Here is a 22,040-nt window from a genome sequence, read left to right as displayed (position 1 = left end):
TTACCTCGACAAAAATAAGGGGGTTAAGACGCTTGCAGCAAAACCACGCGTTCCAGTCGCCCGAAGGTGGTGTCGGCCTGGTAGGTCACGCGTAGCACGCGCAGTTGGCGTTCCAGTTGCAGCTGCATCGCGCTGACCTGCGTCACGCCCGGCACCGCGCGAATGCGCGCACGGAAGATGGCTTCAATGCCGGACCGATCGGGCGACTTCACCAGGACGTCTTCGAAGTACGGAACGCCAAAGGTCGTGTCCAGAAACCACTCGCCCATGAAGGCGAGCAAGGTGGTGTTGATCTGCTGCGCGATACGGTCGGCGCCATCCACGAATGACGCGCGGCCTAGCAGGTCCAGGTCCAGATCGCGGTCGGGGGATAAAGCAAGGTCCAGTGCCATCAGAGCGGCCCCTGCGTCGTGCCACCGGCGTAGGGGTGACGGTGCGCGTCGCCGATGTTCGTGCCGTTATGGGTGATCGCGCCGCCTTCATAGGCCACGCCGCCGCGAATGCGCATCGACGCGCCGCCCTGGCCGCCCTCGCCCGCCATGCCCTGGGTATAGGTCAGCGGCCCGTTGATCGTGACCGGCGTGTTGAAGGTGGCCTGTTCCGCCTGCACCGTCCAGGTCTTGACATGAAACGTCAGGTCGCCGGCCGGCGACAGCTTCAACGTCCCCGGCCCGTACTGGATGCTGACGTTCTGTGTGTCCGCCGCCATCGTGCCCGGCCGCAGCAGCGGCGAGGCGAACGCGTCAGACAAATCGAACTGGCGCGGATCGTCCGGCGGACCGTTATCACCCCCCAGCCAGTTTTCCAATGCACGGGCGGAAAAAGACAGCTTGATCGCATCGCCCGGCGCAAGCGGCACCGAGATCAACGCCTGCGCGCCGTGCACATCGCCCACCGGCCAACACACCGGCACGCGCACCACCTGGGGCGGCAACAGCACTTCGCCATTGGCCAGCCGCTTGGCCAGCGTGGGGCGCGCCGTGACGAACGTGCCGTCATACGCGACCACTTCGCCGGGCAGCGTCGTATAGATATCCGCCAATTCCGTGGCGATAAGACGGCGGATAAGGGTTACCGCATTGCTCATGTCTGTTCCTTTTTGGATGGCGCGGCCTGGGTGTCCACCAGGGTCAACTCCGTTTGCCAGTCACCGGCTTCGCTATCGCCGGTATGACGCACGGTTTCAACGCGTTGAAACGCCTGGACGGACCGGCTTTCCAGCTTGACCAGGTCGCCGGGGCTGATGGTGGGCAGCAACAGCGACTTGACCTTCCAGCCGTCGCGCTGTTGTTGGGCGCTGGCGGGCTTGGCCGCCACGGCGCCGGCCGCAGGCGCGCGTGCCCCCGCCTGTACCGACGCCTTTCCTTTCGACTTCGCCTTTTCAGTGGCCGCTTCACGCGTGCGTTCGGGTTGGCCCAACAGGCCACTGTCCACGGCCAGTACAACGGCTTGGCGCCGCGTGGTGCCCAGCCGCTGCACCACCTGCAATTGCTGGTTCTGAACCGACCATTCCAGGCCGGTCCCTTGCGTGACCTTGTGCAGCGCGGTGCGCGCCGCGCCGTAGAAAGAAAACCCGTGCTCCCAACGACGGTCGGGCACATCGTCGGCCATGACCAGCGGCAAGCCCATCTGCCGCGCGATGTCGCGGATGATGTCGCGGGCGCGCGCCCCCGGGCCCAGGCCGATCGACACCGCCGTATCGCGCACTTCGATATAGCCGTCCTTGACCGTCAGTTCGGTCACGACGTCCGGCGGCCCATAGCGCGTATAGGCAAAGACGATGCTGCCCGATGCCATCAACAGGGGGCCGCCCTCTTCGGCATAGCCCGCGTACAGCACGCATTGCAAGCCCGGCTCTTCCAACGAACGCCGGGTTTGCTCGGCCAGGTTGTACACGCTGATCTTGGCGTCGTTGGGCTCTTCGGCCGCCGTCTTGGCGATATCGAACGTGATGCGCATCGGGGGCATGATTTCCAGGCCGCGCGCGCCACTTTTGCCGACCAGCAGGCGGTAGACGCGATCAAACCTTGCCATCAACCACCTCCGCCGCGTTGACGTACAGCAACGCCACTTCGCCCGACGGCAGCGCCGACCGGCTGATGGTGTCGCGACGGTCCGGCGCCAAGGCCACCAGTTCGCCCGGGGGCACGGGCAGATGGCGGTAGCCCGCCAGCAAGCGCGTGTCCGGCACCACGGCGATGCCGGCAACGACCAGCTCGTTGTAGGCGTTCTCGATCGACAGCACCCATTGCTGGGCCTCGCTGTTCCAGGACAGCCGCAAGAACACCGTCATGCCGTCCAGCTCCAATTCGATAAGGCTGTCGTTGGCGTCCGGTACGAGTATCTGGATCATGGGGTCAAACCCTTTGCCGAGTTGTAAGTGTCGCGTTGCTTCGGGCTGGCGGGCACGCCGCTTTGCTTGCCCGCGTTGGCCTTGGTCGACCCGGCCTTGCCCGTCGCGCTGCCCGAGGTTTTTTCCGGAGGAATGTCCGCCTGCCGCAACGTCACCTTGCGGATGCGCTTGAACGTGGCGGACAGCTCGTAACGGTCGCCCGCGGTGTTGGTGCGGCCGATGGAGCAGCTTTCCATCACGAAGTCCACGTAGACGTCCATCCCCGTCGTGATGGTGATGGGCAGGCGATCCGCATGGATCTTGCGCAGCGCGTCCTTGGCGCCGATCAGCTTTGACCGGCCGGCGCCCAAGGCCGCGCTGCGAAAGCCACCCAGCAAGCTGATGTCGGCGGCAGTCACCCACCCTGCCAGCGTCAGTTGCTCGGGATCCTGGCCCACGTGGTCGGTGACCGGCGGGCCGTCTTCCACGGCGAATGACGTTGTTCGGCTGTTGAGCTGGGTGGTTTCGTTGACCAGCGCATCCAGGGGCAAGGTGCCGATGCTGCTGCCGCCATTCCATCCCAAAATCATGGAAACAAAGTTCATTAGGGCTCCTATCCGGGGCTTTCAACGCCGGGCGTCAGGTCGTACCAGTGCGGCAGGCTTTGAAGACCGCGTTGCTGCCCCTGGCTCACGGCATCGGCAACCGCTTTTTTCACCACTAGAGGATCGCCGGACGCCACGTTGACGACGAAGTTGTTGCTGCTTTGGAAGCTGAACGGGGCGCCGACGCGCATCGGCACAGGACCGATCACGGACACAGGCGGCACGACCAGCCCCGCTGCGCTGCTTGCCGTCGTCAACCAATTCGGCGCCGCGTCCGGCGACCACCCGTCCATTACCGACGCCTGGTCGCCGGCGTCGGGGCCTGATTGGCCCGGCAGCAAGCTCTTGAGCCAGTCCTTTGCCGCACGTGCCTTGTCGATCACCCAGGTCTGGATGGCGCGGCCGATCTCCTTGACGGTGGCGACCATGCGGCCACCCATGTCCGAGAAAAACGTCCACAAGCCGTTGAAGGCACCCGCCCAATGCGCGATGGCCCCGTCCCAGTCACCGGTAAACGCCGCGATCACGCCGCTGACCAGACCGCTCCAGAATTTCCAGATGGCCCGGATGTATTCGATGACCGGTCCCAGGAACGAATCCATGGCCATCGCCATCAGCGCATCCCAGGATGCCGAGATGTACGCCTTGATGGCGTCCCAGTTTTCCCAGATTTGCCACAGCGCGACGGCCAGCATGCCGATCAGCGAAATGATCCGGCCGACCGGTGTCATGGCAAACGCGTTCCACAACATGGGGACCACGACCCTTGCCAGGTTCAGCAGGAATCCGCCGACGGGCGACAGGATCTGCCACAGGCCGTAGACCATCACGGCAATCGATCCGAAGCGCTGGATCCACGGCCCCAGCGCCTCGCCCGCACCGCCCAGCAGGTCCTTCACAAACGTCAGCACGGACGACACGGCATCAAGCTCGTCCTGCCATTCCTCCACGCCGCCGATCCAGCCGCCCAAGACGGACTCGCCCCCGGCCATCCAGTTGGCGATGTCTTCGCCGATGAGATAGATCGTGGTCAACACCGCCGCCATGCGCAGCATGGGCGCTATCGACCGGGTCCACACAGAAAGCATCTGCATGGCGCCCGCCGGGCCACTGCGCATCGCCATCGCGGCATCCAACCCCAGGGCGGCGCGCGTGGCAGCGATCAGCGATTGAAACAGGCCGCCCGCCACCGCCCTGGCCCGCCTCAGCCCGTTGCCCAACGAGACCAGCCCGATGCTGGCCCCGGTCAAGGCAAGCAGCTTGACGACCGCGTCGATGTGGTCGGCCAGAAACAGGATCGACGTGGCTACGCCGTTCAACACGCCGCGGCCCGCCGGCAGCGCCTGGCCCAGGTAGCGCTGCATGGCGTCGTTAAACACCGTCATTGCTGCCGTGATGGACGCGGGCGCAGCCTCGGCTTCGGTGCGCATGGCCGGCAATTGCGATTGCAATGCCGGCAACGCCCGGTCCGTCGTAACCAGGCCGCCCTGCACTTGATCACGTAATTGGCCACGGCTTAGATTCAGCCCCGTGGCCAACGCGTCCTGCATGCGCTGGGGCAAGGTGTTGAATTGCCCCAGGTCCAACCAGCCTTGCTCGACCATATTCGTCAGTGCCGTGACGATGCCGTCGCGGTTCTGGGCCGGCGTCTGCGACAGCCGCATGCTCAAGGCCACGGCTTCCGTGATGCCGGTGGCTTCCTGCCGCGTGCGCCCATGGTCTTGCAAGGTCTGCGCCGAGCGTGCGTACGTGTCGACGTTGTCGGCATACGGCGTGCCACTGGTGCGTGACACGCGGGCAAGGTCGCGGTCGGCTTGCCCTGCATTCCCCTCAGACCCCGCTGCCTGTAGCAAACGCGCCTGGATCTGCACCCACGCGTCGATGTCGCCAAGGACGCGCTTGAACGGCGACGCGCCCAGCGTCAGCTGGATGACACCGCGCAGGCCGCCCAACGCCCCCGCGTGCTGGCGGGCTGCCGGAATGCTTTGAGGCCGGGGGCCGACCGAGGCGCTTGCGGTTTGGCCATTAGCGGTTTGACCATTCGCCGTTCGCTGGCTTGCCATCTGGCCAACCGTCATCCGCCCAACCGTCATCTGCGCAACGGCCATCTGCGCAATCGTCATTAACGCGCCGGGCATCCGCGCGCTTGCCGATGGCCCTGCCTTCGCTTGCGGCGTGTTCGCCACGCCGGGCAGCACATCCGCCAGCGCCAGGCGCATCGCGGCGCCCGCCCTGACGCTGGCGCCCACCATGGCCTGCAACGTCGACTCGAACGCCTGCCGATAGGCCAGCAACCCGGATTGATCCACCTGGTAGCGCAGCAGCGTCACCACCTCTCGTACAACGATCATCGTTACCTCGCCTTGTTATCTGCCGCGGCCTGCGCGGCCTGCTGGGCATCCATCAGCGCGTTGAGCTTCAGGATGTCCAGCAGATCGACGTCGCCGCGCTTGACGGCGTCCAGGCTGACATGGCGGGCCAGGATGGGCCGCCAGATGATCAGCTCTCGTTCGAAGCCTGCGTCGAACCGCCCGACAGGCTCGCCAACGTCGCGCGGGCCGGACCAAAGCGGCCGGCCCAACGCGCCAAAGGGCCGGCGAAGTTGTGCTCAAGGATGTGGAACAGCAACTCCAGGATCTCGGCATAGTCCGCAAACGCCAGCCCCCGGTGCGCCGGCGTCAGCTTCTGCGGCTCGCGGCCGGCCAGTTCGAAGCTGACCAGCTCCGGGTCGACCAAGCGCTCGGCCCAGCCGGCCAGCGCATCGCCGCCCAGCTTGGCCGACAGTTCCCGGAACGCATTGAGCATCGCGTTTTCGTCGCGGCCTTCGCCGGCGCCGTCCGCGCTGAACACCGAGGTCAGCATCGAGCCGGCGGCCGGCAGCACTTCTTTTTGCAGGTCGCCCAACAGCTTGAGCTGGCGAAACGGATCAAACCGTGAAATACGAAAGACGGTCGATCCGATGCTCACTTCCTTGATGGCGCTCATCAGGTATTGCCCCCGATCACGTGAATGGCCGGGCCGGTCTCGATCGTCCATTCACGGCTGCCGACCTTGGCGCCGTAGCCCGCGTCGGGCATCTTGACGATCCACGCGGAATCCGAGGCGTGCAGCGACGTGCCGCGCAGGTCGGTCACGGAAATCGGTACCGCGCCGTTGCCCTCGGTGGCGCGGTCGGCCTGGTGCAGCGCGGTCAAGGCGGCGTTGCTGGCGCTGGTCTGCATCAGCGTCAACGTGATGCGCAGGCGCGAGTCGCGCGACATCGATCGCGCCACCTCGCCGTCGACGCCGACGACCGAGGCGATGCCTTCGCCGATCTCCGTCACGGTGACAAAGGTGTCTTCGGCCAGGCCCGAAATGGGCAGCGCGCCCATCACGATCTTGACCTGGTTGGGTGCGTAGGTTTTGACTGACATGGATATGCCCCGATTACAGTTGTTGGTAGGTGAGGTTGCCCTTGATCTCGGCAACATGGATGGCGCCGGCCAGGCGGGCGCTGAAGCTCAGGTCGCGCAGAATGCGGTTGGCCTTGTCGTTGGTCGACACGCTGGCCGCGCGCGGCACGTTGATGACAAAGCCGGGAATCTTGCGGCCCGCGTCATCGATTTCGTCGGGCGCGACCAAGCCACGGCTCTGCCCCAGCAGCAGCGCCTGGCGGATGCCGTTGACCAGGACCTGGATGCCCGCGTCGGTATAGGGCACCTTGCCGTTGGCGTTGATCAGCTGCGATGCCACGTTGATCTTGACCTGCTCGGCCAGCCAGTCGCGGCCACGGATCACGTCGATCCATTCGCCGGCGGCGACCTTGCCGTTTTGCGTCACGGCAAAGTTGCGCATCTGCTCGAACGTGTTGGCGTTTTTCGCATGCGCGGCCAGCGCCTGGCCTTCGGTCAGGTTGTCGTAGGTCACGCCCGAAAGCCGCGTGTTGGCCCAGGTTTCACCCCCCGCATAAAAGGTAAAGCGGTTGGCGGCGACGGCGGTGTCCAGCGCCTCGCTATCGGCCTGGCCGTGGTACCACACATGCGTGCGGAAGTACTGCTTCTGCTGGCAGCGCGACGCGATGTCGTTGGACACGGCGGCGTCGATGATGCCCGCCTGCGCGCTGGATACGCCGAACAGGCGCTCGTTCGATTCCACCCATTCGGCGGCGTCCAACACATCCGCTTCCACACGGCTGGCCAGCGACACGCCGTACCAGTCGCCGTTTTCGCGCAGGCAAGCGTTCAGTGCGGCCGACGGCGTTTCGGTGCTGATCGGCGCGGCCAATTCCAGGTTGCCCGTCACGGCGATGGCGACGGCCTGGCCGGTCACATCGGCGGTCACCGCAACGTCGGCGCCGGTTGCGGTGGCCGTCACCGGTGCGTCGGTCTCGGCAATGGCAGCGGCGAGGGCCGTCGCGAGCGTTTGCGGCGTGCTGTCGGCGGCGCCCGCCACGCTGGCAGCCACCTTTTGCACGACGCCATTCGCGTCACGCCAGGACAGCGACACGGCGTAGTCCGACACGGCGGCGCGCGTCACGGCAATGCGCGATGCATCCACCTGGCGGCGGCCGACAAAGACGCGAGCCACCGTTGGAATCTGTTTGAAGGCGTCGCGCACCGCAATGTACAGCGGGTCGTTCGGGGCGATGCCCATGTCCAGCAGCTCGCCTGCCTCGGTCACCGCCATGACGCGGTTGACGGCCAGCGCGTGTGCGCCAAGGATCAGGATGTCAGAGAAATTCTGCTCCTTGATCGCCGTGGTGTTCAGCGAGATCGCCACATTGACGATCCGGTCGATTTTTGCCATTTGCGGCTCCAAAAAAAAACCGCCCAAGGGCGGCGGGGGGACAGCGTTAAGAAGACCTTGAACGTTAATTCGTCGCTTCGGTCTTCGCGGAAAAAGAGGTTGTAAAAGAAGGCAGCAGCCCGCCCGTGGTCGTGATGTTGCCGGTCACCGTTTCGATGAGGCCGACAACATCCGTGTAGGTCTGCGCGTAGCGAATGCCCAGGTCAAGCGCGCCCCGCGGCTCGCCCATCGTGCCCGGGGTGGCGTCGTTGCCATCGCGCGGCACGCGCTGCACGGGGCCGGCGTGAAACACCGCCAGGCCCAGCGCTTCCGCGCGATCCTCGTGTACGGGATGGCGCAGTGCCAGCCCCAACTTGTCCAGGGCGCGATAGGCGGCAGCGCCCACGCTGCGCAGCTCGACGGTGGCATCGCGATGATCACGCACCAGCTGATTGCCGTCGGCGTCGACCGGGCCGGTTTCAGCGGGGCCGGCCTGCACCCAGCGTACGGCCAGCGCGATACAGGGCGGCGGCGGAACAGACGGTGCATCGTCGGAAAGAAACACCGGCACGCCGCCCGCGGCGGCCGTCACCAGCGTAAGGATTGCGTCTTCAGGCGTCATGTCGGTCACTGTTGGTTCCGGAAAAAAAACAAAGCCCGCGAACCGGAGCGGTTGGCGGGCTGCATTTCGTGTGGGCGCAATGCCCCGCGGCTATTGTCTCAAATCCGGTCCCAAATGGGCATGGTTTTTATGAAGTGCATGTCCCAATTGCTGCCAGGAATACGTGGCGGATTTGGTGTTGCCGCCGCAGCGCTGGACATGCCCCGCGTCTAACAGATGGTCCAACACACGACGCGCGCCGCGACGCATTGCCTCTTGCGAGGCGGGCGTCAACGGCATGCCTCGGCTGACGTGCCGCAAGATCTCGGCCATTCTGAATTCGCGGCCGGGATACGCGGCCAGCAGGTCGATGACTTCGTGTGCGTATTTCATCGGAACGCCCTCCAGACTTCTTGCTTGAAGCTGCCCAGCGCCACTTTGTAGTACGGCAACGTGACGCCGATGACGCGGCATGCCTTGTCCTGGCGGCCATGCGCGGGCAGGTCCCCGTAGTCGGCGCGGCGCGTGTATTCCGCCTGAACCACGCGCTGCTCCAGAAGCGGCAACGCTTCATACAGGGCGTGCACGCGGCGCGCGCGTTCATGGTTCACGGGAATGCGCAGCGGCTCGTCGTCATCGTCGTGACCGGGCAGCGGCGGAAATTCGCACACGTCGGGCGTCTCGTGCAACATGCGGCGCGGGCCGGGCCAATCGCCTTCCCATTGCGACCTGGCCCAGTTATGAATTTCGTCTTCCACCCAACGCGGCATGCCGGCTTGTACTGACGGTGTATTTTTCATTTTCATTGTTTTGCGATCCTTACTTTGCGATCCGTGCTTTGCGGTCCGTGCTTTGCGGTCCGTGCTTTGCGGTCCGTGCTTTGCGGTCCTTAGCTGGCGCGCCGTTCGCGCGCGTTGGCCCATCATTCATGCGCCGCATCGTCATGTGCCCTCCGGTTTGGCCGTGTGCCTGGCGTGCATCAACATGTCGGCGATGGCCTTGGTGGGATGCCCGCCGGACGCGATGCGCGCCTCCCAGCGTTCGATCCATTCGCGATGTGACCGGCTGCGGGCTGCCAGCATTTTTCCCGCACCCATTTTTCTCAGCGCGGCCTCGGCTTCGGCACGCGTGGCCAGCGTCTGTCCGGGCGCGGGCAACGCCGCGCGCGGTGCCGGGATGTCGGGCCATGCACCTTTTGCCAACTCTTCGGACAGCGTTCTTTCCCAACGGACTTTGATTGCGCCGAAGTTGCTGTTCAACAGGTCAACCGTGCTGACGCCCACCGCCGCCCAATACACCGCCGGATGCGACCAGTCCCCCACCTCGCCACGACGCCGCGCCGACACGCCGCGCACCGCTTCGTGATAGGCAAGTTCGGGGATCAACCACGGGCAGCAAAGCTTCAGGAATTCCGGCAGCGTCGGCGGCCATTCCCGTGTCAGGCAGGCGGTAAGCCCGCGCCGCACTTGCGCTTCGGTCAGGCCGGCCAGCTTCTGGTTCCAGGAGTCTTTCAATTCGCGCGGCGTCAGGCCTTCCCATTGCTGCGCGAACTTGGCGCCATACAGCAAGTGCATTTCGTTGACGACCAGCGCGCCCAGTCCGACCGTCGATTCAACGACTGGCATCGATCACCCCCATGTCAATTTCGCCCCGGACATGGCCCTCGGCCAACACGCTGCGCAATTCCGACGACCATTGCGCGCGTTGCCGCGATGGGTGGGCTGCCGTGACGCGGGCCGCCGCCCGGGGTGGAAACAGGCCCAGGTAGCCGCTGGCGATACTGTGGGCAATGACGTCGCGCGCCGCGACGCCCTCGGCCCGGTAGCCGGCAAGCTGTTGCAGCTGGCGCCGCGCCGCCTCTTGGGTGATCGGCTTCTTGCGCGCTTTGCGGTCCGCCACCCAGCAAGCCCAATCGGCGCGATCCAGCCAATCAGGCAACGCACACTCGGCCGCATCGAAGGCGGGCTTGCCGGAGCGCACGGGGGCCGCTTTCGGGATTATCGATTCGGGTTGTGGTCGTTCTGGAGGTGGGTTTGGCTGTGGTTCTGGTTGTGGTTCTGGTTGTGGTTCCTGGTTGGTTGCACGGATGTTCAACGGCTGTTGATCCGCTGCTTGCCTTGCCGGCATGCCTGCCTGCCGAGCGCGTTTGGCCGCGCTGGCTTTGCCGGCTGCCGATTTGGCTTCCTTGTTGCCGTGATAACGCGCGATCTCCGCGTCACAGCGAGCATGTCGCCAGCCCTGCTCGGATTCCACGAAGAACTCGTGCAGCACCTGGACCACGGCGTTCTGCTCGTCGTCGGACCGCGCGATCAACAAGCGGCAAAGCTTGTCGATGTCTTGCGATAGCGGCGCTTCGGTGTCGTAGTAGAGCTCGATCAAGTCCCGGTAGACGCTGCGCTCGATGCGCGTCAGATGCCGCGTTGCGCTATTGAAGTCGCCGATGTGGTGGGGGTAATAGTTCATTGCGCCGTGATCCTTTCGGCCAGCTCCGGCCAGATTTGAGTGCAATCGGAAGGGCGCAAGTCGCGCCGGGTGACGGCGCCGTCGGTGGCGAGTTCGATCAAGGCGCAGTGCTTGACCGGCACGGGCCTGCGGCCGGTGCGCCACTGATAGACCAGCGCGGGCGACACGCCCACGAGCCGGGCGAACATGGCAGCGGTCAGCGCCCCTTCCTGCTTGAAATAATCAGGTAGATTCATTGCCAAAACTATAGCGACGCTACAGCTTATTAGCAAGCCATGCTATAGTTTTATTTGCATAGCATTGCTATATGAAAATGTGGACTATCGAAGAGGAAGCCGCCGCCCTGCGCGCACGCTTTGAAGGCGTGAACCGCGCGGCATTTGCTCGCGACCACCACGTGAAGGGCGGCCAGGCGATGATTTATCAACACATCACCGGCCGCCGTCCTATTGGGATCGAAGCGGCAATGGCCTACGCCGAAGGGTTTGGCTGCACTCTGGCGGCAATCAGCCCTCGTCTGGCAGCTGAAGCTAAAAAGGCCGCGTCGCTGTCGACCGCCGTCCCGCTTGCCGCCCCCACGGCCGACGCCCAATGGCCGTTTCCATCCGTGCCGGCATCGCTGATCCATGGGCTGGCGGATGACCAGGTCAAACGGCTGGAAGGCGCGCTGCTATTGGCGCTGGGCCAGATGGGCGTCAAGACCAAGGGTTCTGCGGGCCTGGGCAAGAACACAAGCCCTAAACGCGGTGCGCTCGTCAGCATCGACAGCGTCGCGGACGAGTTCCCCATGGCGCCGATCCCGGCTGCCCCCTGGGACCCAGAAGGCGTCACCACGCATCAGGCCGAACGCATGCAGGCGCTGCGCATCAGCACGGCGGCCAATGTCGGCCACGTCGCCAATGCCGGCTACTCCGCCAACGATCAGGAATTCATGCCCGTCCCCGAACTGGACGTGCGCCTGGCCGCCGGCCGGCTTGGCATCGAGAACTACCACGAGACGGAGATCGGCGAGATCCTGTTGCGCCGGTCATTCCTGGAGTCGTTCAAGCTGCCCATCAGCCGCATGAAGATCGTGTATGCGCAAGGCGACAGCATGGAACCCGTCATCCAAAACGGCGGGCCAATGCTGTTCTACGAAGACCCCGTCATCGACCCCCGCGAAATCGACCCGCGCACCGTCTACGCGATCAACCACGGCGGCAAGATGATCGTCAAATGCATCGCGCGCGGACGCGAGGGTGGCTGGCTGGCAAAATCGTTGAACCCCGCCTACGCTCCCTTTGCGCTTGAGAAAGAAGACGGCTGCGAAGTCCGCATCGTCGGACGCATCCTGTGGTCGCCGTACGACCTGCGAAATGGGGTGGACGAGCGCTTGCTGTAAGGCTCGTCCGCGAGTTAGCCACCCGTTCTACGCACCACCCACCGCCTTCACGACCTTGCCCGTGCCGCCGCCGCGGGATAAACGAACGGCACGCAGCAATCGCCATGCCGCAGGGCGCACATCCCGGATGCGCGCATCGGGCGCGAAGGTGCGCCATTGAATAGTCGGCCATCTGCCTATCCGCTTAACAGTCGCACCGTGCGCGCGCGGGGTGCGATCCCTACGCGTCGCTTGCAATATTGACCGACGGCGCCGCTTCGCAGGCCCGCTTCGGAGGGCCGCTTCGGAGGGCCGCTTCGGAGGCGTCGCCCGACACCGCCTTTCCCTCTCGCCTGCACGGCACGCGGTTTGCGGTCCGACCCGCGCAGCGGCACCGTCCGTCCGCCGCGCCCCGAGACGGTTTGAGATCAGGAGGCCCCTCCATGAAAGTGCATCACCTGAACTGCATTTAACTTGCCCCGCGGGAGGCCGGCTGATGGACGGCCGGTCATCGTGGCTGGCCACGCGCGGCCGGCTGTGCTGCCACTGCGTCTTGCTGGAACTGGATTCGGGCGGGTTGGCGCTGCTGGACACCGGACTGGGCTTGCAGGACGTGGCGCATCCGCGCCCCCGGCTAAGCGGGTTCTTTCTGGCCCTGGTGAAGCCCGAATGGAAAGCCGCCATGACGGCCCGACGGCAAATCGAGGCGCTGGGATTTTCCGCATCGGACGTGCGTCACATCATCCTGACGCATCTGGACTTCGACCACGCAGGCGGACTCGACGATTTCCCGCAGGCGACCGTGCACATGATGCGGGCCGAAGCCGACGTGGCGCAGCGGCAAAGCACGTGGATGGACCGCCAGCGTTTTCGGCCGCAGCAATGGTCGTCCCGCGAACGTTGGCAGGTGTACGACGAAGCCGCCGGCGAGTCCTGGTACGGCTTCAAGCGGGCGCGTCCCTTGGCAGGCTTGCCCGCCGAGATTGCAATGATTCCGCTGCGAGGCCACACCGTGGGTCACGCGGGCATCGCCGTCAACCGAGGCGCCAGTTGGATGCTGCTGGCAGGCGACGCATACTTTCACGCAAACGAGATGGCGCTGGACCGGCCAAGTTGCCCCATCGGCCTGCGCATGTATCAGCACATGCTGGACCACGATCGCGCGGCGCGCCTGGGCAACCAGCATCGGCTGCGCGAACTGATCCGCACGAAAGGCGGCGAAGTGGACGTGTTTTCGGGGCACGACACCGAGGAGTTCCAACGTCTGGCCGGACGGCCCGCGTAGCCGGCGATGTATTCGACTGTCCAACGGAATGCGGTGAAAGCCGTGCAAGGCTTGCTGCGTATGGCGCGCTCGGGCCGCGCCTCAGGCCGCAGTTCCCAAACCTTTGCCCGGGCCACGACCTGAGACGCTCCACGGCCTACAGCGCGGTTACGCGCGGCACAGCTTCCAAGCCCATGCGTCAACGCCGCCCACGCGGCAGACAAAGCGCCAGCCCCGCCGCCACCACAGCAGCAAGCAGAACAGTGCGTTGGTGCATTGCCAGTTGCGTGTACACGCTGTGCCGGCGTGGATGCAGCGGCGTTGACGGATGCTCGCCGCCCCCTTCGTACAGCGAGTCCGACCCGCCGCCCGCCGGCATGTCACCGCGCTGATGCCGGAACAGCCAGCTTGTCATACGGTCGGCCAGCGTCGGCATATTCTGACCCAACGCCGAAATCGCGCGCGACGCGCTGCCCACGTGAAGATCCCGGGTCGGATACTGCGCCGCGTGCAAAATCGCTTCGGCAACGGTGTCGGCCGCATATACCGGCGGCGGCAGGTTAGGCTGCACATCCATGTAATTGCGCGCGTGCGCGGCAAACCCGGTTGCGACAGAAGCCGGCTTGATCAACGTGACAGATACCGGCGCCTGGCTTTCGCGCAGCTCCATCCGCAGCGCATCGGTAAAACCCTTGACCGCGTGCTTGGCGGCGGAATAGGCGCCTTGCAGCGGCACCGCGCGATCCGACACTTCGCTGCCCACATTGATCAAGGCCCCGCCCGACTGCTTCAAGTGCCGCACCGCCGCCATCGAGCCATACACCACGCCCCAATAGACGGTATCGAACAGCTTGCGCTGATCCTCGACCGGCACCTGTTCCAACGTACCAAAGATGGAAACGCCGGCGTTGTTGACCCAGGTGTCCACCCGCCCGTAGTGCTGCACGGCCTGTTCCAGGATACGGTCATGATCCTCGGCAACCCCCACATCGGCCACCACGGTAATAGCCGCCCCACCCGCCTGGACGATATCGTCCGCCACGCGGGTCAACGCCTCTTCCTGCCTGCCCGCCAAAACCACTTTCGCGCCCTGCTTCGCAGCCATCCTAGCCGTGGCCGCGCCAATACCACTGCCCGCGCCAGTGATGACGATCACCTGGTCACGCAGTGCTTTCAATTTCAATCTGGGTTGATACATGTGAGCCTCCCAATCAGCGGCGCGCAACATGCGCGGCTTTGGGAGGGCAGCAAGGGACATGCCTGACGGGGGCTATGGCAGAACGGGTCGCGGCTTCAGGAGGAGCTGGGCGGGGCGATGCTTGCCCGCGCGCGTGACGGGCCGCCGAGACGGCGCGGTCGTTCAGTGTTTGCCCGGAAAATCGGCAGGCCACCGCATCTTGCGCGGCGGGTCTTCCGCAGATTTGTTCTGGCCGGTTTCCTGAGGAGTTTCCTGGGTAGGATCCTGGGCGGGATCCACCGGCTTTTCGCGACGGACGATATCCGTCTCCATTTCCTTTTGTTTTCCCTTGCCAGGCTGCTGGGTATCGCTCATCGGCTCCTCACATGCAACGACACAATCGATGGAATCTTTCCACAAGCGCGGGATTTTTTAAAGACGCTGTTGGACTAAGCCGTCCGGCAAGACTCCGGGAAAATCAAAAACAAAAAAGGCGCTTAGGATGACCTAAGCGCCTTTCTTGACAAATTCTTTGGGGTGGCTGATGGGGCTCGAACCCACGACAACCGGAATCACAATCCGGCGCAATTTCTAAGGTTTATGCGGGTAACAGGGCGAAACTGGTGGCATGGCAGGGGAAATAGACCACGATTTCATGCGGTTCTCCAGGCTGTCGCCACCGCAATTTTCCGCTGCCATATACTGGACGCCCATCCAGCAACACGACCACCATGACCGAAAACGGAATTCTGGCCCAGGTGCCGGGCCCATTCATCGCCCAGGCATCCAAGACACTGCCGCCGGCGGCCGGCGCCGAGGATCGGGATTACGACGTGGTGATAGAGGCCGGCCACTTGCGCACCGTGCGCGTTACCTTCCGAAAGCAGAAGGCCAAGCGCGGCAAGTTCAGCAGTTGGTTTTGGGTGGCCGAGCGGGCGGAGATGGTCTAGGTTTGAGGCCGCTGCGCAGGGGAATTTCCTTTGATAGGAGATAGGCGCTGTAGGCGGAACAAGGACAACCGATGTCAGTGGCACAATGTAACCGCCGGAGGTAGGCTGAACGCTACCAAACGACAAGATCGTTCTCACTATTCCTGCCACTTTAGGACGTCACCGTGTTCGGAGTAAGACCAGAAGATCAGCCAATTTCCCAGGACGCCGCCCGTGCCATCGCGATTAAATGGTCGATCGAACATGGTGTGGATACTCTTCGCATGCTGAAGTTCGCAGACAGTGTTCTAGCAGAGGCCAATGAGCATGTGGGACTTAGCGCGGCTGGTCTCGTCACACATCTGGAATGGTTTAAGAGAAATTCAGCCGCCACGATAGAGGCTTGGCGCGAATACGAACTCAGCCAAGATCAACGACGCGATACTTGGATTCTCGAAGCCGTAAAGCACATTGCCATTGCCAACGTGGCAGGGGTGGCTGGCGCAACAGCGCTTTTGGCCGGGCGTGGCGAGAACCAGATGGCCAGCTATTCAGTGATTGCGTTTTGCGTCGGCTTGCTTGCGGCAGTTATCGACTTTGCGTTGAATGCGGAAGCTCATCATCGTCGAGCAAAAGACTCACGCTCCAGGATAGCCTCCGCTCGCGCGGCCACCTCGTGGAAAGATTTGATCGACAATGAAACCGCCACGTCTCCCAAAATGCAGCGCGGCCGTGAGCCTGGATCGCGCTTTGTAGTTGGCGCCACAGTGTGCGGATGGATCGGCGGGATTAGCGCCATCATTGGCATTAGCTTCCTTGCGTTCGGCGTGACTGGAAGCGCGCCTAAGGCCCCCCAGGAGAGTCCCGCGCCGGTGTGGGAGGGTGCCGCAATGCATGAATGTAGCCCTGGAGACCGTTCACCTGGTCAGCCCATCGAGCAGCATCTTTTCCCAACTCCTCATATCGTCCGACACACGATCCAATAATTCCGATCCAGTCGGGGCCGGCTGCATCAGATCCGCCGCTGGCGCTGGCAGATTCGGCACGCCGCTGGGCGAGCTGGCGCAGCAGCCCGTCAATGCGACCACGCTGAGCGACAGCAGTCTTTTCAGCAGCTTCTCGCGCCAGGACGGCGCCGCGGTGTTTGGCATCAGCACGGTCTCGTTCCTCCTGCCACGCGCGCTCGATTGCCGCCTGGCGTTGCTCAATTTCAGTTTGCTTGGCCAAAGCACCAGCCTCGAATTGACTGCCGCCGTACCATCTGACCCATGCGGCAGCAACTGCCAACACGACGACACCGGCCAGCGCGGCCGCCGCGTAGCCCTTCCATCCCGCCAGGCGGCCCACGGTGGACAGCGCGCTCATGGGGTCACCTCGGCCACGGCCTGGGCATGCAGGGCCGGCCAAGTCTGCGAGTGAGGTTTGCCGGGCCGCCACGTGCGGGCGTACAGATCCCACCCGCCTTTCGAGTCAGCCACGGCGGGCAACCGCGCCGGATCGGTCCAAAGCAGCAATCGCGCAAAGGCCGCCGCCAGCACGTCATCGCTTTCGAGCTGGGCGTACACCGCCGGGGACGTCGGCGCCACGCTGCGCGCTTCGCAAACCTGGCGTGCCAACGCCGCGCTCGCGGAGTGGGTGAGCACGCCGACCACGCCGCCGCCGCGCTCGAATTGCCAGAAGCCGCGCGCCGGCCCGCCGATTTGGCGGCGGTGCAAGAAGCGGCTTTCCTGTAGACCGATCGCCAGCAGCATCACGCGCGCGGCGGGCGTGTCCATCTTGGCGGGCAACAGCGCCAGCGCGGGATCGACGCCCGTACTGATGATCTCAGATAGGTTCATGGCTCCGGTGTCCTGATATGTTTGGCCGTCACGGCGGCCACGTAGAAGGCGGCCGAAGCCGCGAGCGCCGCATCGCCTGCGCTGGCCCAGCCGGCCACAAAGATGCGGCACGCCGCGCCGGTGGCGGTCAGGCAGACGGCGGCCAGGCCCACGCGCTCCAGCGTGGTGTCGTTGATCGACTTGGAAAACACGGCCAGCACCGCGCCGCCGGCGACCACCAGCCAGCACACGAACGCCATGACCGCCCACAAGGTGATATAGATCTTGGTGTCCATGTCAGGCTCCCTTCCCGCGCACGCGGTCAATCACGGCCTGCCACAACGCGCCGATGGGCGCTACCTGTACCGCCTCCCAACCGCGCGAGACGATGGCCATGCCGAACATGCCCGTCAGAAAGCCCGCTAGCCCTTCCGGGATGCCCAACAGCGACGAGAGGTAAGGCGAGGCGTAATAGGCCACGAGCGACCCACTGACGGCCATACTCAGGCGCGCGGGCCAGGACCCTTGCAGGTATCGCATGGACACCGCCGCGCCAAGCACGCCGGCAAATTTTGCCGCGAGGGCGTCGAAGTCTTGGATGTTCAATCGCGTCCCCTATAGACGTAAAAAAACCCGCCGTAGCGGGTTGCTTATTTAGTTCTGACTTCACGCGCTTGGCGCCAAGTCTTGACCGGGCTTTCCAGATGTCGGCGAAGACTCCCGCGAGGGGAAGATTCGTTTGGCAAGCTTGATGCAGGGCTCATCGACCAGCCGTGTAAATACGATGGCGACCACGATCGTGGTTGGGAAGGCTATAGCAAATGCCATCGCGGCGGCCGCGGTCCGACCAAATCCTTGGTCAACCACGAACCACAGGTATGAGCCGCAGGCCACACTTAAGATGATTGGTAGGTGGACGAGATAGAGCGAATATGAGATCCGACCCAGAAACTGAACGGGGCCGCTCCTCAACAAGCCCGAGAAGGCACCCGATTTGACGGCATACACGAGCATGGCAGCCCCCAGGACGGCAAATACCCCGTTTCGGTCTGGCGCCGCAACCGGGATATATCCGAGCCACCCATACAACCAAGAGCTGTCGATGCCGCCAAGGTACAAGCCAATCACCGCCAGCAAGTACAACACACCGCGGCGCCTTGAAGCTGGCAGATCATTGAGGTGGGTTCCAAGCAAAAAAGCGAGATACGCAACCCACTCGCCGGGCGCGAATGACACTGTGAGGATGATGTAGATCGCCGCCCCGACCACTTGGCTGCGCCGACTCAGGGTAAGGCAACGATATGCCAAGATAAGCAGCGAGCCGATGAACTCGATCCGCATGGTCCAGAAGACCGGGTTGTATGAAACTTCTCCGCGAAAAATCGCGCCGAACACCCCCTCTCTGACAGCTTGGAAGAAGTTCGGCGTGACATTCCACATGCCTTTGAGCCACGCAGACGATGTTATGTCGGCGACATCGACCGAGTGATACAGCCCCAGGCTCATGAGGCCAAACGCGAATAGCGCGCTCCCAAGAACTGGGCCGGCCAAGCGAAAGTACCGACGAGCAGCCAAAGACCGGGCGATCGCCAAATCCTGCTTTTCGACCAAGCTCTTTGTGAGAACGTAGCCACTCAGGACGAAAAATATCGATACCGAGAAGCTGCCGTTCCAAAGTACGGAAATGGCCGGCGTGGCCAAGATGCTCTCCACGCGACCGTAAATCGCTCCCGGCGCTGCGACCCAAGCAAAGTAATGAGTGAACGCAGCGGGAAAGAACGCCAGGATCATATGAGAGACCACAACGCTAACCGCTGCTAGCCCCCTAAGCCCATCCGCACTGGCGTCTTTTGCCACCCTTTCACTCCTCCGATGTGGCTCGCATTATATAGGTACCGCGAGGTCTATTCGCTCAGGGAGAACTTGGGCATTTGGTGCAACAGCTCGCTGTCTGTCGGGATGGATACAGACTCGTCGTCCAGGAGACTCAGCAGCTCGTTTGCCTTTTCCCACACCAGGCTACGCCAAGCGCGCAAGGCCTGCCCCTCTTTCTGGAACTTGGGCACAGCCGGCTCATCAGCGAAAGTGATCGCGATGTTGATACTCTCGTACCCAAGTGCTCGCGCCTGATCGTCCAGGAGCTTTTGAACAACCCCGGTCTTGTTGGCTTTGATCTGATCTGCGGTCAGCGGTTGGCTCACAAGTGCCAATGCTTCGCTTTCATTGAGGGGGGTGGCGCCAATTGGAATGAGGTCGTCTTGGGAACCGTCGTCTTCGTAAGCCATGACGTCGTCGTGATACTTAAAATATTTCATGATTACTCCTATCGAAGTTCTGCCCAGCCCAACAAGGTGCCTTGGGTGACGTTCAATCGGTAAGTCAGCCCAGGGGGCACAACCCCAGTACAACTAAGGCTCCAGTTTCCTGGCGTCCCGTTCGTCACAAGACTGTTGCTGCTCAACCCCGGGCCGCTTCCGACCAGCAGTGCCACCGCAACGGTACTGTTCGCCACGGAGCCGGTGACGCTCGTTGAGATCATGATGGGTTTGCCGGTGCTGTTGGTGTAGGTAACCCCCGCAGCCCTGCTTGCCGTAACATCGATCCATGTTTGGCCGAGGCCGAACGCTTGGCCGAACTGGACGGCGTGGCCAGCTTGTACTGCGCTACCAACTTGAAATGGCTGCGGCGCCACCACGTTGGTCCCGTCCGTATAAACGAGGGCAACCCCCGCCTGCGCAACGGCCGCGCCAGATCCGGTTGCGGTCTTACACGTCAAAGTGAAATTCCCAGTGGTGTTATTGATCACCAGCCATTCTTGCGCCAAGCTAGGGAAAATAATCTGTATATTTGCCGTCAGCGTTCCGGAGAAAGTGATAATCGGGTTGGCGCTTTGCGCAGCCGTCAATGTCACATTCGCGTTGGACAGACCCGTCAACGTGGTAATGCCTTGACTGGGCACGTTCGCGATAGCTGCGATCAGGTTCGTCTCCAGGGCCGTCAGATTGCCGTCGTCAACGACATTCGAGCCGGTGCGGTCTGCAATAAATTGAGCAACCACGGCAGATATGGCACTCGACTGTCGCCAGACCTTGTTGAGTTCGTTTGACTTTGCGACGCCAGACTGAAATCCGCTCAACCGGGCGCCAAGCGCCAAGTAGTCGGCCTGCGTTAGGACATTGGCCCCCGCGCCGGTGCCAAAGGGGAGAAAGTCATTTGTAGCCACGGAAGCTCCTTTCAGCTTGGATAGAGATCACCCCAGGCTCCAACATCGAAGCCCGAAATGTATTGGTTGTTCACATCGAATCCGAAAAGCGGCCCGTCAACGTCGGGAACGATGAAGTAGTTCACGCGCACACCCTCGGGCTTTATAGGGATGTAGCCCCCGGTCAGCAGTGCCAGAAACACCGCCGACGGGCGTTCGCCGGCGATGCCAATGTCGATCGACATATCGCCGTTGTCTTGGATGAAAACGTAGGTGCCAGCCGGGTAGATTTGCCCGTCGCCAGTCCAGGTCAGCGCCGCGCCGGTGGTGGGCACCTGGCCCATGGTGATCAGGCCGGTGGGCGAGGCGGAATAGTCGGTGACAGTGACAGGCGCACCTAATGTCTCGATATACGCTGTTTGAGCCGGCCCAGCTTCCAGCTGCAAACCCCAAAAAGTGACGCTTTCTCCCGGAGCGATATTCCCGTTGAACCATACCAACGGCGGGTAGGTGTTGATCGTCACCGAAGCGGTATCGCTCACCCATACACGGGTCCAGCCGTCGGGATAGACCGTCGATCCGAAGCCCTGAGGCGCGGACGATCCGCTCCCGCCAACCACAGCGCCGGTTTGAACGTTGAAATAGACTTCTTTATGAGACCCAAAGGCCGCCGAATGCAAAAGCAACCGCACCTGCTTACTTGACATGGCTGGGTCGCGTTTAAACCAAACCGAGGCGGTGTAGCGAGTACCCGCCACGTAAGCCATGCTGCTGGATGTGCCCGGGTACACATACGGGCTAGTAGTGGTGCTAACGCCCAGAAAGCCCGCATTTGTTGACCCGTCCGGCGCAGAACCTGAGTTTGGTGTGAGAACCCTCCCAGTAGCACCGTCCCATCCTACTGAGGTTGCGTAGCTCCGCAGCACCAGATTCGTGCGCGGCGTCGGGTACTGCCGCTGATTCCCCTGCCGGTCATTCCTGAATATTGTGGCGCTGCCGACCTGAAAGACCGGGCGCCCCTGGTACTTCAGCTGAAACTGCGTTGTTGCTCCATCGCCGGTACCAAACGGCTCAGCGTTCGCATTGACCGGTATGGGACTGGTCCCCGCCGAGAATATGCTGTTCAAAATGGCGGCCGACGATTCCAAAGTTCCGTCCCAGTGGTTCGCCCCGATCTTGGCCCGGATCAAGATCCGATAGGTGTCATCGTCCAACGATGTGACGCCAGTGTCCGGATCAAATGGGCCTTGCCAGACGCCCTGTTCGAAGCCCAAGCCAGCAATGTCGAACGAGAAATACACGCCCTCCAGCGGCGTGCGCACGTTGCGCGAAATACCCACCCACTCCCCGACTGCATCCAGTTGAACACCGACCGCGTCGTCGAGGTCGTACGCCGGTACCATCTGCCCGTAGCTGTCCTGTGCGCCGACGAAGCAATGCGATACCGCTTCGACCATTGCGGCGAATTTCGGCTTCCCACGATGGAATGCCGTGATCAGGTCCAGGTACTTTTCGACATCTGCCAT

General features: G+C 63.2%; 27 protein-coding genes and 1 pseudogene. 4 read left to right on the top strand and 24 right to left on the bottom strand.

Going from position 1 to position 22,040, the window contains the following annotated elements; all coding sequences use genetic code 11:
• Positions 1-23: 23 nt before the first annotated feature.
• The 15 genes from AC6LJY_RS22950 to AC6LJY_RS22880 all read right to left on the bottom strand — a co-directional run bounded on the left by AC6LJY_RS22950 (position 24) and on the right by AC6LJY_RS22880 (position 11,001).
• On the bottom strand, positions 24-392 hold the full coding sequence (locus AC6LJY_RS22950) for a contractile injection system sheath initiator (protein WP_104144025.1): 369 nt from the start codon (positions 390-392) through the stop codon (positions 24-26).
• The gene (locus AC6LJY_RS22945) at positions 392-1,087 is read right to left on the bottom strand and encodes a Gp138 family membrane-puncturing spike protein (protein ID WP_104144026.1); all 696 of its coding nucleotides are present in this window, start codon (positions 1,085-1,087) and stop codon (positions 392-394) included. The genes AC6LJY_RS22950 and AC6LJY_RS22945 overlap by 1 nt, the downstream gene beginning before the upstream one ends.
• A complete protein-coding gene (locus AC6LJY_RS22940; protein ID WP_485801624.1) occupies positions 1,084-2,034 on the bottom strand; it encodes a phage protein in 951 nt (316 codons plus the stop codon). The genes AC6LJY_RS22945 and AC6LJY_RS22940 overlap by 4 nt, the downstream gene beginning before the upstream one ends.
• Positions 2,021-2,353 (bottom strand): phage baseplate plug family protein, encoded by a 333-nt coding sequence (locus AC6LJY_RS22935; RefSeq protein WP_046805979.1) that lies wholly within the window; start codon positions 2,351-2,353, stop codon positions 2,021-2,023. The genes AC6LJY_RS22940 and AC6LJY_RS22935 overlap by 14 nt, the downstream gene beginning before the upstream one ends.
• On the bottom strand, positions 2,350-2,937 hold the full coding sequence (locus AC6LJY_RS22930) for a phage baseplate protein (protein ID WP_498136843.1): 588 nt from the start codon (positions 2,935-2,937) through the stop codon (positions 2,350-2,352). The genes AC6LJY_RS22935 and AC6LJY_RS22930 overlap by 4 nt, the downstream gene beginning before the upstream one ends.
• Before the next feature lie 8 nt (positions 2,938-2,945).
• Positions 2,946-5,288 carry a tape measure protein gene (locus AC6LJY_RS22925; protein ID WP_498136842.1) on the bottom strand — a complete coding sequence of 781 codons (2,343 nt, stop codon included), beginning with the start codon at positions 5,286-5,288 and terminating at the stop codon, positions 2,946-2,948.
• Between the two features lie 148 nt (positions 5,289-5,436).
• Positions 5,437-5,922 (bottom strand): phage tail assembly chaperone, encoded by a 486-nt coding sequence (locus tag AC6LJY_RS22920; protein WP_046805983.1) that lies wholly within the window; start codon positions 5,920-5,922, stop codon positions 5,437-5,439.
• The gene (locus AC6LJY_RS22915) at positions 5,922-6,350 is read right to left on the bottom strand and encodes a phage structural protein (protein ID WP_046805984.1); all 429 of its coding nucleotides are present in this window, start codon (positions 6,348-6,350) and stop codon (positions 5,922-5,924) included. Before AC6LJY_RS22915 ends, AC6LJY_RS22920 begins: the two co-directional genes overlap by 1 nt.
• A 13-nt stretch (positions 6,351-6,363) precedes the next feature.
• The gene (locus AC6LJY_RS22910; RefSeq protein ID WP_498136841.1) at positions 6,364-7,722 is read right to left on the bottom strand and encodes a DUF3383 family protein; all 1,359 of its coding nucleotides are present in this window, start codon (positions 7,720-7,722) and stop codon (positions 6,364-6,366) included.
• A gap of 64 nt (positions 7,723-7,786) precedes the next feature.
• On the bottom strand, positions 7,787-8,323 hold the full coding sequence (locus AC6LJY_RS22905; RefSeq protein ID WP_498136840.1) for a phage neck terminator protein: 537 nt from the start codon (positions 8,321-8,323) through the stop codon (positions 7,787-7,789).
• A 90-nt stretch (positions 8,324-8,413) separates the two neighbouring features.
• Positions 8,414-8,695 carry a hypothetical protein gene (locus AC6LJY_RS22900; protein WP_046805986.1) on the bottom strand — a complete coding sequence of 94 codons (282 nt, stop codon included), beginning with the start codon at positions 8,693-8,695 and terminating at the stop codon, positions 8,414-8,416.
• Positions 8,692-9,108: a hypothetical protein gene (locus AC6LJY_RS22895; protein ID WP_498136839.1), complete on the bottom strand. Its 417-nt coding sequence runs from the start codon at positions 9,106-9,108 to the stop codon at positions 8,692-8,694. The genes AC6LJY_RS22900 and AC6LJY_RS22895 overlap by 4 nt, the downstream gene beginning before the upstream one ends.
• Before the next feature lie 135 nt (positions 9,109-9,243).
• Positions 9,244-9,927, bottom strand: a complete 684-nt coding sequence (locus AC6LJY_RS22890; protein WP_046805988.1) for a hypothetical protein — start codon at positions 9,925-9,927, stop codon at positions 9,244-9,246.
• Positions 9,914-10,765: a YdaU family protein gene (locus AC6LJY_RS22885; RefSeq protein WP_498136838.1), complete on the bottom strand. Its 852-nt coding sequence runs from the start codon at positions 10,763-10,765 to the stop codon at positions 9,914-9,916. The genes AC6LJY_RS22890 and AC6LJY_RS22885 overlap by 14 nt, the downstream gene beginning before the upstream one ends.
• Positions 10,762-11,001 carry a transcriptional regulator gene (locus AC6LJY_RS22880; RefSeq protein WP_104144033.1) on the bottom strand — a complete coding sequence of 80 codons (240 nt, stop codon included), beginning with the start codon at positions 10,999-11,001 and terminating at the stop codon, positions 10,762-10,764. The genes AC6LJY_RS22885 and AC6LJY_RS22880 overlap by 4 nt, the downstream gene beginning before the upstream one ends.
• Positions 11,002-11,072: 71 nt before the next feature.
• Between AC6LJY_RS22880 and AC6LJY_RS22875 the strand changes: the two genes are divergently transcribed.
• The gene (locus AC6LJY_RS22875) at positions 11,073-12,146 is read left to right on the top strand and encodes a S24 family peptidase (RefSeq protein ID WP_498136837.1); all 1,074 of its coding nucleotides are present in this window, start codon (positions 11,073-11,075) and stop codon (positions 12,144-12,146) included.
• Between the two features lie 422 nt (positions 12,147-12,568).
• Positions 12,569-13,410 (top strand): annotated as a pseudogene (locus tag AC6LJY_RS22870) (MBL fold metallo-hydrolase).
• A 178-nt stretch (positions 13,411-13,588) separates the two neighbouring features.
• Here AC6LJY_RS22870 and AC6LJY_RS22865 read toward each other — a convergent pair.
• Entirely contained in the window at positions 13,589-14,587 is a 999-nt protein-coding gene (locus AC6LJY_RS22865) for an SDR family oxidoreductase (RefSeq protein ID WP_104144036.1), read from the bottom strand.
• A gap of 162 nt (positions 14,588-14,749) precedes the next feature.
• Positions 14,750-14,941 carry a hypothetical protein gene (locus tag AC6LJY_RS22860; RefSeq protein ID WP_485801646.1) on the bottom strand — a complete coding sequence of 64 codons (192 nt, stop codon included), beginning with the start codon at positions 14,939-14,941 and terminating at the stop codon, positions 14,750-14,752.
• Positions 14,942-15,297: 356 nt separating this feature from the next.
• Here AC6LJY_RS22860 and AC6LJY_RS22855 point away from each other — a divergent pair, with 356 nt between their 5' ends.
• Together AC6LJY_RS22855 and AC6LJY_RS22850 are read left to right on the top strand one after the other, a co-directional pair.
• Positions 15,298-15,516, top strand: a complete 219-nt coding sequence (locus AC6LJY_RS22855) for a hypothetical protein (protein ID WP_498136836.1) — start codon at positions 15,298-15,300, stop codon at positions 15,514-15,516.
• 263 nt (positions 15,517-15,779) lie between these two features.
• Positions 15,780-16,481 (top strand): hypothetical protein, encoded by a 702-nt coding sequence (locus AC6LJY_RS22850; protein WP_498136835.1) that lies wholly within the window; start codon positions 15,780-15,782, stop codon positions 16,479-16,481.
• Positions 16,482-16,856: 375 nt separating this feature from the next.
• On the opposite strand, the gene AC6LJY_RS22845 is transcribed toward AC6LJY_RS22850, so the two are convergent.
• Genes AC6LJY_RS22845 through AC6LJY_RS22815 form a run of 7 tightly spaced genes read right to left on the bottom strand, consistent with a single transcriptional unit; the run spans position 16,857 to position 22,040 of the window.
• Positions 16,857-17,333 (bottom strand): hypothetical protein, encoded by a 477-nt coding sequence (locus AC6LJY_RS22845; RefSeq protein ID WP_498136834.1) that lies wholly within the window; start codon positions 17,331-17,333, stop codon positions 16,857-16,859.
• A complete protein-coding gene (locus AC6LJY_RS22840) occupies positions 17,330-17,608 on the bottom strand; it encodes a hypothetical protein (protein ID WP_498136833.1) in 279 nt (92 codons plus the stop codon). Before AC6LJY_RS22840 ends, AC6LJY_RS22845 begins: the two co-directional genes overlap by 4 nt.
• 1 nt (position 17,609) lies before the next feature.
• Positions 17,610-17,918, bottom strand: coding sequence for a hypothetical protein (locus tag AC6LJY_RS22835; protein ID WP_498136832.1), 309 nt, complete (start codon positions 17,916-17,918; stop codon positions 17,610-17,612).
• A gap of 60 nt (positions 17,919-17,978) precedes the next feature.
• Positions 17,979-19,169, bottom strand: coding sequence for an acyltransferase family protein (locus AC6LJY_RS22830; RefSeq protein WP_498136831.1), 1,191 nt, complete (start codon positions 19,167-19,169; stop codon positions 17,979-17,981).
• Positions 19,170-19,216: 47 nt separating this feature from the next.
• Complete coding sequence (locus AC6LJY_RS22825; protein WP_498136830.1) at positions 19,217-19,627, bottom strand: hypothetical protein; 411 nt, start codon at positions 19,625-19,627, stop codon at positions 19,217-19,219.
• 8 nt (positions 19,628-19,635) lie between these two features.
• A complete protein-coding gene (locus AC6LJY_RS22820) occupies positions 19,636-20,535 on the bottom strand; it encodes a hypothetical protein (protein ID WP_498136829.1) in 900 nt (299 codons plus the stop codon).
• 11 nt (positions 20,536-20,546) lie between these two features.
• Positions 20,547-22,040: a DUF2612 domain-containing protein gene (locus AC6LJY_RS22815; RefSeq protein ID WP_498136828.1), complete on the bottom strand. Its 1,494-nt coding sequence runs from the start codon at positions 22,038-22,040 to the stop codon at positions 20,547-20,549.

The organism is Achromobacter sp. RT286_PF (assembly GCF_059760425.1).
The sequence above is the reverse complement of the archived record's forward strand: the minus strand, read 5'-3'. Positions and strand labels throughout refer to the sequence as shown.